At 67.5% G+C, this 10,500-nt stretch carries 8 protein-coding genes and 2 pseudogenes; 7 read left to right on the top strand and 3 right to left on the bottom strand.

Going from position 1 to position 10,500, the window contains the following annotated elements; genetic code table 11:
• Positions 1 to 132: 132 nt before the first annotated feature.
• A complete protein-coding gene (locus tag ACTWQR_RS54455; protein ID WP_443234792.1) occupies positions 133 to 1,860 on the top strand; it encodes an FAD-binding protein in 1,728 nt (575 codons plus the stop codon).
• Positions 1,861 to 2,117: 257 nt separating this feature from the next.
• On the opposite strand, the gene ACTWQR_RS54450 is transcribed toward ACTWQR_RS54455, so the two are convergent.
• Positions 2,118 to 2,861, bottom strand: coding sequence for a GNAT family N-acetyltransferase (locus ACTWQR_RS54450; protein ID WP_443234791.1), 744 nt, complete (start codon positions 2,859 to 2,861; stop codon positions 2,118 to 2,120).
• A 342-nt stretch (positions 2,862 to 3,203) separates the two neighbouring features.
• On the bottom strand, positions 3,204 to 3,674 hold the full coding sequence (locus ACTWQR_RS54445) for a carboxymuconolactone decarboxylase family protein (protein WP_443234794.1): 471 nt from the start codon (positions 3,672 to 3,674) through the stop codon (positions 3,204 to 3,206).
• Positions 3,675 to 3,783: 109 nt separating this feature from the next.
• Between ACTWQR_RS54445 and ACTWQR_RS54440 the strand changes: the two genes are divergently transcribed.
• The 4 genes from ACTWQR_RS54440 to ACTWQR_RS54425 all read left to right on the top strand — a co-directional run bounded on the left by ACTWQR_RS54440 (position 3,784) and on the right by ACTWQR_RS54425 (position 7,267).
• Entirely contained in the window at positions 3,784 to 4,761 is a 978-nt protein-coding gene (locus tag ACTWQR_RS54440) for a pirin family protein (RefSeq protein ID WP_443234790.1), read from the top strand.
• 21 nt (positions 4,762 to 4,782) lie between these two features.
• Positions 4,783 to 5,154: a GNAT family N-acetyltransferase gene (locus tag ACTWQR_RS54435; protein WP_443234789.1), complete on the top strand. Its 372-nt coding sequence runs from the start codon at positions 4,783 to 4,785 to the stop codon at positions 5,152 to 5,154.
• Between the two features lie 146 nt (positions 5,155 to 5,300).
• Positions 5,301 to 5,888, top strand: a complete 588-nt coding sequence (locus ACTWQR_RS54430) for a hypothetical protein (RefSeq protein ID WP_443234788.1) — start codon at positions 5,301 to 5,303, stop codon at positions 5,886 to 5,888.
• 446 nt (positions 5,889 to 6,334) lie between these two features.
• Positions 6,335 to 7,267, top strand: a complete 933-nt coding sequence (locus tag ACTWQR_RS54425; RefSeq protein ID WP_443234787.1) for a sigma-70 family RNA polymerase sigma factor — start codon at positions 6,335 to 6,337, stop codon at positions 7,265 to 7,267.
• 134 nt (positions 7,268 to 7,401) lie between these two features.
• On the opposite strand, the pseudogene ACTWQR_RS54420 reads toward ACTWQR_RS54425, so the two are convergent.
• Positions 7,402 to 8,657: pseudogene (locus tag ACTWQR_RS54420) on the bottom strand (IS256 family transposase); the annotation flags it as partial.
• Between the two features lie 171 nt (positions 8,658 to 8,828).
• Here ACTWQR_RS54420 and ACTWQR_RS54415 point away from each other — a divergent pair.
• Positions 8,829 to 9,044 (top strand): annotated as a pseudogene (locus tag ACTWQR_RS54415) (nSTAND1 domain-containing NTPase); the annotation flags it as partial.
• A 493-nt stretch (positions 9,045 to 9,537) separates the two neighbouring features.
• Entirely contained in the window at positions 9,538 to 10,290 is a 753-nt protein-coding gene (locus ACTWQR_RS54410; protein WP_443234793.1) for a WD40 repeat domain-containing protein, read from the top strand.
• Positions 10,291 to 10,500: the final 210 nt, after the last annotated feature.

Below are 10,500 nucleotides of genomic sequence, written 5' to 3'. Positions count from 1 at the left end.
AGCGCGCACATCTCAATCAGCAGCCAGGGCGCCCCGGAGAGCCGGACGGCCACTCCTGGCAAGCCACTGAAGGCAAGACCCCATAAGCCACATCCGGCCCTCCCGGGCCACCCAACAACTTACGGAGGCCCCATGTCATCGCTCGGACACCAGCTCGCCACGTCCGTCCTCGTGGTGGGAACCGGCGGGTCAGGCCTCCGAGCAGCCATCGAGGTCGCCGAGACCGGTGTCGCGGTCATCGCGGTGATCCAACGCGCGGCCGACGATGCCCGCACTGTGGCATCCGGTGGTATCAGCGGGGCGCCGGGCGTCACCGAGCCCGCTGACACGTGGGAGCAGCATGCGGCTGACACGTTGCAGGAGAGCCACTTGCTGGCCGACCCACGCACCGCGCAGGTCGTGGCCCGCTATGCCGCGCAGGGATTCCACGACTTGGCGTGCTACGGCAGGCGTTTCGACCGCCCGGGCGGCGACCGTGTCGCCCAGCGCCACTTCGGTGCCCACGCATACCGGCGCACCGCGTTCGCCGGCGAGTACACCGGCCTGGATGTCCAACAAGCGCTCCGCGAACGCGCGCACCAGCTCGGCATTCCCGTCCTGCCGAGCGTGTACGTCACTCAACTGCTGGTCAGCGACGGGACGGTGTTCGGTGCCTATGGATTCGATCTCGTCGACGGCTCGCGCTACCTCGTGCATGCCGACGCCGTGATCCTTGCGACTGGAGGGCACACGCGCATCTGGCGGCGTACGTCCTCGCGTCGCGACGAGAACACCGGAGACTCCTTGCGCCTCGCCGTCGAGGCCGGTGCCCGGCTGCGCGATCCCGAACTGGTGCAGTTCCACCCCTTCGGGCTGATCAAGCCGGAGAGTGCGGCCGGCACGCTGGTCAGCGAGGCTGCACGCGGCGAGGGCGGAACCCTGCTGAACAATCTCGGTGAGCGGTTCATGACGCGCTATGACCCCGAGCGAATGGAGCTCTCGAGCCGGGACCGGGTCGCGCGGGCGGCCTACACCGAGATCAAGGAGGGCCGCGGAACCCAGGCCGGCGGCGTGTGGCTCGACCTGTCCCACCTGTCGCATGAGACGGTCATGACGCGGCTGCCGCGGGTGCACCAGACCCTGTTGGAACTGCAGATGCTCGATGTCACCCGCGACCCGATCGAGGTCGCACCGGCCGCCCACCACTCCATGGGCGGTGTCTGGGTCCGGCCTGAGGACCACAGCACCGATGTCAACGGGCTCTATGTGATCGGGGAGGCCGCCAGTGGTCTGCACGGCGCGAACCGGTTGGAGGGAAACTCGCTGATCGAACTACTCGTCTATGGCCGAATCGCCGGCCGGGCCGCGGCGGAGTACTCGGCCAGGCTCACCGACCAGCAACGGTCGCCGGCAGCGGTTCGCGCCGCAGAGGCAGACGTGAACCGGCTGCTGACTGCTGACGGCGATCAGAACGTCCGCGCGCTGCAACGTTCAGTGCGCCACCTGATGACGGAGCACGCCGGCGTCGTGCGAGACGAGGCCGGGCTCACCGCCGGGCTCGCCGGACTCGACGAGATCGAGGCCCGCATGGCGGACGTGGGCGTGCACATCGACATCGGCGGCTTCCAGGACCTCGCGTACGCCTTCGACCTCAGGTCCAACGTTCTCGCCGCGCGAGCGACACTTGAGTGCGCGTTGGAACGGCGAGAGACACGAGGCTGTCACAATCGGTCCGATTACCCCGATCTCGACCCGGACCTGAAAGTAAACCTGGTGTGGTCGCCGGAGACCGGGGTGCGCCGCGAGTCCGTCCCCCCCATCCCCACCGACATCGCCGAGCTGATCCGCGACGTCTCGGCCGACGGCAAGCTCTTGGAGTAGGAGCCAACCCTGCGGAAGGACATATGCCCGAGTACCTCTTCGACCGCGCTGCCGACCGTCCGGCGAGCGTTGCGGGCGTACCGCGCCGAGGAGATCTCTGCTACGGAAGGCATGAAGATCGCTCGCCCTGGCGGTGCTCTCAGCGAGCGTCTGCTCCCGTGCGACCGCAGCATCGGATGTGAGCAGTCGATCGTGCCCGCAGCGTGGCCCGTGCAAGCCGTCACCAACAGCCGGTAAACCAGGTGTGCACCCACACCTCAGGCGGGGAGAGTGAAGAGGTGGTACTCGGACACCGTGGAAAATCCGAGGCGCCGATACAGGGGCTCTCCTGCCGCACTCGCCGCGAGGGCTGCCAGTCGCATACCTCGCTCCTGGCCGACCCGCAGCGCCGCAGTCGTCAGCGCTCCGCCAATCCCACGCCGACGACGAGTCTCGGCGACGTGGACAAGGAAGATGCCGGCGACGCCTCGCGCCGTGATGACCACCGTGGTGCCGACCACCTGGCCGTCGAGGACCGCGGCGAGACGGACGATGTCCGCGTTGTCCGACCGCTGCTCCTCGATTCGCACCATGTCGGCCTCCAGACTGGGAGCGACGCCCATGGAAGCGCTGTAAGTGCGGACCAGCTCCGTCAGTCGGCCATGCCCATTGACCCGCTCGGTCCGCATGCCGACCGGGGGCTCACCCAGATCCACGCCCCGATCGAGTTCCCGGACCATCAGGGGCAGGGTTCCGAGCGCGACAGCTCCGTGCTCGACGAGAGCGCCGCCGGTGCCGTCGGGACTGTCCGGACCGACCCACCACCACCAGGGAACCCCTGTCAGCCTCTTCCGTGCGGTTTCCACGGCCTGCCCGACCGCGTCGAGGGACTGTACCCGCACCACACCGTTGAACTGAGGTTGAGGGAGCCCACTGCGATAGTGGTCGAAGCCTCCATTGCCGCACTCCGCCTCCCCCCACCCCATGAGGTACTGCCGGAAGTTGGCTGTCACCCGTGTCATAGATGCTGCGTCCACAGCGGCCTTGGCGTCTTCGATGTGCGCTGAGGCCCCAGCGTGCCTGGTGGTCGGCGTGTCCGCCGTCTCCGCCATTTCTGTCACCTCATCATCCTTGGGCGGCCTTCGCTCCGATCCGACCCGGACCGCCTGAGGAAGGGCGCCGGAAAACTCGCGCAGGCACCGCTGCATCAACCAGACACATCAACCAGACACATCAACCAGAAGTGCCCACACGCTCACGCAGCGGTTGCCTGTCTCTATGGGACAGGGTGCGCCGCTATCGGATCTTGAAGTGAAGCGCTCCTGCCGCCGGGCTCCGTCTCCGGGAGCTGTTGTCGGGGCTGTTCAGGGGTTCGCGTGTACCGGGTGCTTGCTCAAGATGGACACCCGGTTGAATGCGTTGATGGTGATGGCCACCCAGATCGCCGCGGAGACCTGATCGGCGGTGAGCACCTGCTGGGCGGCCGCGTAGGAGGATTCCTGCGCAGCGGTGTCGGCGGGGTGGGTCGTCGCCTCTGCCAGGCCGAGTGCCGCGCGCTCCACGGCAGTGAACAGTTCCGTGTCCCGCCAAGCGGCCAGCACGCCGAGGCGCTGCGGCGTCTCGCCCGCGCGCAGGGCCGCTCGTGTGTGGACGTGTAGGCAGTAGGCACAGCCGTTGAGCTGCGACACACGCACGTTGACCAGCTCCACCAGGTTCCGGTCGAGTCCCGCGTCCGCGGCGACCGCGCGCACCGCCGTCGAGGTCTGCACCAGCGCGTCGTACGCCTTGGGGCTCTGTTTGTCGATGAAGATCCGCCGGCCGCCGGGCGTAGGCATCGACCTGGTCAACTCTGGCTCCTTCATAGGCGCTGCCACCGTCTTCCGAACATGGCATATCGTTGAAGTGAAAGTGTGAAAGTACCATAGTGTGAGAGGGTGGTTCTCGGTGAGCAATGTGGAGACGCGGCCAGTGGAGATGCGGTGCGTCTCTGCGGACGATGACGCGACGTCGGCAGTCGAGGTGCTCACTCCACGTGACGTGCCGTTGGGTGGCCCCCGTGCCATGCCGGTACGGCGCACGCTGCCGCAGCGCGCCCGGTCCCTGATCGGCGCCTGGTGCTTCGCCGACCACTACGGTCCCGACGACGTCGCCCGCACCGGCGGGATGGACGTGCCACCGCACCCGCACACCGGGCTGCAGACGGTGAGCTGGCTGTTCAGCGGGGAGATCGAGCACCGCGACAGTCTCGGCAGTCACGCCTACGTCCGGCCCGGCGAGCTGAACCTGATGACGAGCGGGTACGGCATCAGTCACTCGGAGGTGAGCACCCCGCGCACCACCATCCTGCACGGTGTGCAGCTCTGGGTGGCGCTGCCGGACGCGCACCGACACACGGCGCGCGACTTCCAGCACCATGTGCCGGAGCCCCTGGAGGTGGAGGGGGCCGAGATCAGGGTGTTTCTGGGGTCGCTGGTCGGGGACGCGTCACCGGTGCGAACCTTCACGCCTCTGCTCGGCGCGGAGATCCGGCTCGAACCAGGCGCCTCGCTCACGCTCCCCGTCGACCCGGCCTTCGAGCACGGACTCCTCGTGGATCGGGGCGACGTCCGGCTGGCCGGGATTCTGCTGCGCCCGGCCGAACTGGGCTACGCGCAGCCCGGCGCCGACACCCTGATGCTCCGCAACGAGTCCGACGAGCCCGCGCGCACCGTCCTGCTCGGCGGACCCCCGTTCGAGGAGGAAATCGTCATGTGGTGGAACTTCATCGGACGCAGCCACGAGGACATCGTCCGGGCGAGGGTCGCATGGGAAGAGGCATCCGACCGGTTCGGAGCCGTGGAGGGATACCCCGGCGACCGGCTCCCCGCCCCCGCCCTGCCCAACGCCACCATCAGGCCGCGTCACATCCCCGCGCGCCACTGACCAGCGATCGAGAGGAAACCGATGAGCCAGTCTTCCGCCATACCGACCGTCGAGCGCAGGGACGACCGCCACCGCTACGAGATCCTGGTCGAGGGCGAACGCGCGGGCCTGACCGCCTACCGTGACCGCGGCACGCAACGCGTCTTCTACCACACCGAGATCGACGACGCTTTCGCCGGCAAGGGCCTCGCCGGCCAGCTCGTGCAGCAGGCGCTCACCGACGCGGGCACCATGGGCATGCGCATCGTGCCCGTGTGTCCGTACGTGGCCAAGTACCTCACGAAGCATGAGGAGTTCGCCGACATCACCGATCCCGTGACCCCCGAAGTCCGTCATTGGCTGAAGCGGGAGCTCGGGCTGCCGCCGGAGCATCTTGACACTGTCGAAACGTAAAAAGTTGTTGAGGCACAACATTGGTAGAATCTCTCGAGCTTCGGCCTTTCAGAGGCAGCTTCCCGTGGTCGATCCGGGTGCACGGAGGCCCGCCGTCGCCACGGCGTGCGAGAGCTGCCTTGCGCCCCCGTTTCCGAGAGGCAACCTTGCGGCAGCCTGTCACCGACACCCCATACGAGAAGGCCTTTCTGGTCGGCTCCCAGGTGATGGAGCTCTACTTCGGACTGCTGTGCCACGAGCTCGGCCGGGCACGGCATGAAATCCGCACCGACGACGTCGCCGACGCGCTGCGCGCCCTCAGCCGCAGCGCTGTGCGGCGGTCCCGCCCCACGACGCCGGAGGAGCACGATGGCGTGGCCCGCGCGGTCCGCCAGGCCTGCCTGAGCGAGGACGCCGAGCTGCTGGCGTCACTGCTGTGTCCGGACGCCACGGCGTTCTTCGACGGCGGCGGCACGGTCCGGGCACTGATCAGGCCGGTACACGGCGGACGGCAGGTCGCCCAGAGCCTGCTGACCCTCATGGCCCGCCATCCGCGCACCACACTGACCGCACAGTCCGTCAACGGCCGCACCGGCCTCGTCGTCCGCTACGGCCGCCAAGTCGCGGCCGTCATCAGCCTCGACATCGCCGACCACCAGGGCACAGACATCGCCGACCACCAGGTCACACAAGTCTGGGTCATCCTCAACCCCGACACACTCCGCTCCTGGAACCCACTCGCACCTCACACCTGAGCCAGACCTGGTTACGCGCGTGCAAGCGCCGATGAGGCCGTGCCGCAACATTGTGATGCTTCCCGATCCACTGCGTACGGTGCCCTCCGTTTCTCTCTCGCTGCTCGACAACGTGCTAACCCGCCGCCTGCCGCCTCCTGTGTGGAGTGTGCACAGAGACGTGTGACTCCCACAGAAGGCGGCGGCACAACTTTGTGTCCTGGCGGTGTAACAGACGCGGGCCGACCCCGGTCTTATGAGGCAGAGGCGATTGGAGCAGCCGTGACTTTCAGCGACCACAGTCCCTGCAACATCCGAACAAGCCGTGCAGTGCCTCATATCCGGCAGCACGTCGGCCGTCAGGAGGGTCTCCCTGGATCGCTGGTCGGAGCGGTCTGCCGTCACGCGGCCGCCGCGTGGCCGCACCGCTAGACAGCCTCAACTGGAGGAACGGAGACCGCAGAATCATGCATATCGAACCGTCCCCCACATCACATGACCTCGAAGAGGCTGTGTCTGTCTTCGTGCAGCACCGGTCACGCCTTTTCGGAATTGCCTACCGCGTGCTGGGCAGCGTGGTCGAGGCCGAGGACGTGGTCCAGGAGGTGTGGCTGCGGTGGCAGAGGACAGACCGCTCCGTGGTGGTCAGCCCGGTGGCTTTCCTCTCCAGTACGACAACCCGCTTGGCCATCAACGTCGCGCAGTCTGCACGTGTGCGTCGGGAGACCTACATCGGACCGTGGTTGCCCGAGCCCATCGACACGAGTTCGGACCCAGAGGTGGGGGCGGAGCGAGCGGAAGCCCTGGAGCTGGCACTGCTGCTGGTGTTGGAGAAACTGAACCCCACCGAGCGGGCCGCATACGTGCTGCGCGAGGCCTTCGACTACGCCTATCCCGAGATCGCTGAGATCCTTCACCTCAGCCTCGTCAACGTGCGGAAGATCGTGAGTCGTGCCCGCAAGCATCTGTTGGAAGAGCCGCGGGAGAGTGTGGACACGGCAGAGCACCGACGCCTGCTCAACGTCTTCGTCTCAGCAGCTCAAACGGGGGATGTGGCTTCGCTGGAGGCGCTGTTCACCCCCGATGTCGTCAGTCTGTCCGACGGCAATGGCATGCGGGGCTGCGCTCGTATCCCTGTTCTGGGCCGAGCACGTGTGGCCAAGATGGTGACGTATCCGAAACTCTGGCGGGAAGCGGAGCCCAGGTTGGTCGATGCCAACGGCTGCTCTGGTGTGATGGTTTACCGAGATGGCGGTCCCATCGCGTTCATGACGATGGCCGCCTCGAAGGAAGGCATCCACAAGTTGATGTGGGTGTTCAGCCCGAGCAAGATCGCCGCGTTCCTGGATTCGCCTTCTCGGTTCACTGCTGCTCTCGGCCCTGTGCCGGGCGGTGTGTAACTGCGGTCGCGTGACGAGGCGGAACTCCTGTCGACCGCCGGCTTGCCGAAGCAGCCGTGTCCACAGCACGTCCGCCTCATCATGACCGGGTCTGTGTAGTGAACGGTGGAACTCGGTCGGGTTTCTTCAGCGTCGTCTCCGGCGGTGAGCCGGCCGTCGAAGGTGATGTCGAAGGCTTGGAGTGCGGCCTTCCCAGCGCATGGTCCAGCGTTTGCGTCCGGTGCCGGTCGGGTCCAGGCTCATGACGGCCAGGCAGACGCATTTGAGGGCGGCCTGGTCGGTGGGGAAGTGGCCTCGGGCCCGGACGGCGTTGCGGATCCGCGCGTTGATGCTCTCGATCGCGTTGGTGGTGCAGACGATCTTGCGGATCTCCACGTCGAACCGGGGGAAGGGCACGAACTCCGCCCAGGCCGCCTCCCAGAGCCGGACGATCGCCGGATACTTCCCGCCCCAGGCGTCGGTGAACTCCACGGACCGCTCCAACGCGGCCTCCTCGGTCGGCGCGGTGTACACGGGCCTGAGCGCCTTCGTGATCTTCTCCCAGTCCTGCCGAGCCGCGTAACGAAAGCTGTTCCTCAGCAGGTGAACGACACAGGTCTGGACGATCGTCGCAGGCCAGACGGTGTTCACGGCGTCCGGGAGCCCGGTCAGGCCGTCGCAGAGCAGCATCAGGACGTCGGCCGCGCCGCGGTTCTTGATCTTGGTCAGGACCTGGAGCCAGTACTTTGCGCCCTCCCCGCCATCGCCGATCCACAGGCCCAGGATGTCCCGGTGCCCCTCGGCGGTGACCGCCACCGCCATGTAGACAGGACGGTTGGCGACCTGCCCGTCCCTGACCTTCACGTTCACACAGTCGATGAAGACGACGGGGAAGACGCTGTCCAGGGGACGGTTCTGCCATTCCGTCATGCCGGCCATCACGCTGTCGGTGATCGTGGAGATCGTGGACTTGGAGATCTCCGCGCCGTACACCTCGGCGAGATGCGCGGAGATCTCCCCATGCGTCAGCCCCTTCGCCGACAGCGACAGGACCATCTCGTCCACCCCGCCCAGACGCCGCTGCCGCTTCTTGACCAGTTGCGGCTCGAACGACCCGCCCCGGTCCCGCGGCACCGCGATCTCGACCGGCCCCGACTCGGTGATCACCGTCTTGGAGCGGTGCCCGTTGCGGCAGGTGTCCCGGCCGCCCTCGGCCCGCTCACCGGGCTCGTGCCCCAGATGATCAGTGAGCTCGCCCTCCAGCGCGGAGTCCAGCACCCGCTTGGTCAGCTGCTGGAGGCCGCCCTCCCCGGTGAGTTTCACGCCACCGGCCTGAGCCCGGGCAACCAGCTCGGCGACCAGCCCGTCGTCCACGGCGCTTGTCGTGAGGGGGCGCCGACGTGGTCCGCAATGGGCGGGGGAGATCGTCAAGCCTTCGATCCTGCTGGCGCGCTTGCAGGTCGCCCTGCTGGCAGCCGACGACCAGCAGGGAGTTACCCGCAGAGCGGTCCCCCGCGCCGCTCACATCACCGAGTTCAGCGGCTGGAGCATTGTTCGGCAGCACCGTTCCGGCGGCCGAACAATGACGGCGTGCGCGAACCCTTGTGACGGCACCCCCGACACTCGCCGTCCCGTTGAGCGCGCGGAACTGCCCGGCACCGGCCGGGATGACACCGCCCACGTGGTCGAAGCACTCGCCGGGGCGCGGCTGCTCACCCTGGACGGCGACACGATCGAGATGGCCCACGAGGCCCTGATCACGGCCTGGCCGCGGCTGCGCGGGTGGATAGAGGAGGACCGTGATCGCCTGCGTGTGCACCGTAACCTGACCGAAGCGGCCCACACCTGGCAGGAACTGAGCCTTGAAAGGGGCGCCTTGTACCGAGGAAGTCGACTCGCCGCCGCCCAGGAACACTTCGGCGGCGCACCGCGCGAGGACCTGACCGACTTGGAGCACGCCTTCCTCGACGCCAGCCGCGACCACGAACACAAGGGCCGCTGCCGCTACCGGTTGGTACTCACCGCGGTCACCACCGCCCTCTGCCTCGCCCTCGTCGCCGCCGGCCTCGCCCTGGGACAGTGGCAGAGCGCGGTCACCGCCCAACACCTCGCCCAGTCCCGGCAACTGGCCGCCCAGTCCAGTGCACTACTGGACTCCAAACCCGACCTCGCCTCACTGCTCGCCGTCCACGCCTACCGAACCAGCCCGACCCGCGAGGCGACCGCCGCCCTGTATGCCGCCGCGGCCCTACCGCTGCGCAAGCGCCTGATCGGCGGCACCGAACCCGTGGATTCCATCGCCCTCAGCCCGGACGGATACACCGTCGCCGCTAACAGCCGAGACGGCTACTCTGAGCGTCATCGACACGGCGGTCTTCAGCCCCGACGGGACACGGCTCGCCATCGTCGGCGAGAAAGGCACGGTGCGGATCTGGCACCTTTCAACTGGCGCATTACACACCGCCCACACCAGCCCCGGCGAGTCCGTCAGGGCTGTGGCGTTCACCCCGGACAGCAGCACAATCGCCGTCGTGGACATCAAGGACGGCGGCGACCAGGTCACATTGCTCGACACCGCAACCGGCCGCACACAGCGCACCATCAAACCGAGCACCACAAGCACACTGTCTCTCGCGTTCAGCCCGGACGGGTACACCCTGGCCACCGCAAGCAGTAGCGGAGTCGTGAGCACATGGAACAGGCGCACCGGCCGGCTCCAGGACAGCTTCAGCGCCAGCGGTGAAGTGGCGTCGCTGGCGTTCAGCTCCGATGGACGCACCCTGGCCACAAGTAGCGTACGAGGAGTCCAGCTGTGGGACCTCGCCACCAGCCAGACCCGATTCACCCTGCCGACCCGCTCGCTCGCAGCGGTCGCGTTCAGCCCGGACGGGACAAACCCTGGCCATCGACGCGGGCAGCTCCGTCGGGCTGTGGAAAGTCGACCTGCCCGACCCGGCCCACGCGATCCGCAACATCTGCCAGGCCATCGACACCACTCTCACGCCTCTGGAACAGTCCCGCTACCTGCACGACCAGTCCGCTGAAACCGGCTGCCAGCCGACCGCGCGATAGGACCTCACTTTGGGGTCTCCTTGGTGCGCTGACTGCCCGTGGCCGCGGCTGCTCAGATGGTGTCCCTCGTCGTGGTGTATGCGATCAACTGGCGGGCTTGTTCGGTGTGTTGGGTAGTGCGGGGGCGCTTTCGGGGAGTTCACGGTAGAGCTCGTCCATGCTGCCTTCGGGGAGGTAGCGGC

This window comes from Streptomyces sp. 2A115, from assembly GCF_052245575.1.
Lineage (GTDB): Bacteria > Actinomycetota > Actinomycetes > Streptomycetales > Streptomycetaceae > Streptomyces.
Note: the sequence above shows the minus strand (reverse complement) of the source record. Positions and strands in the feature narration are given on the sequence as shown.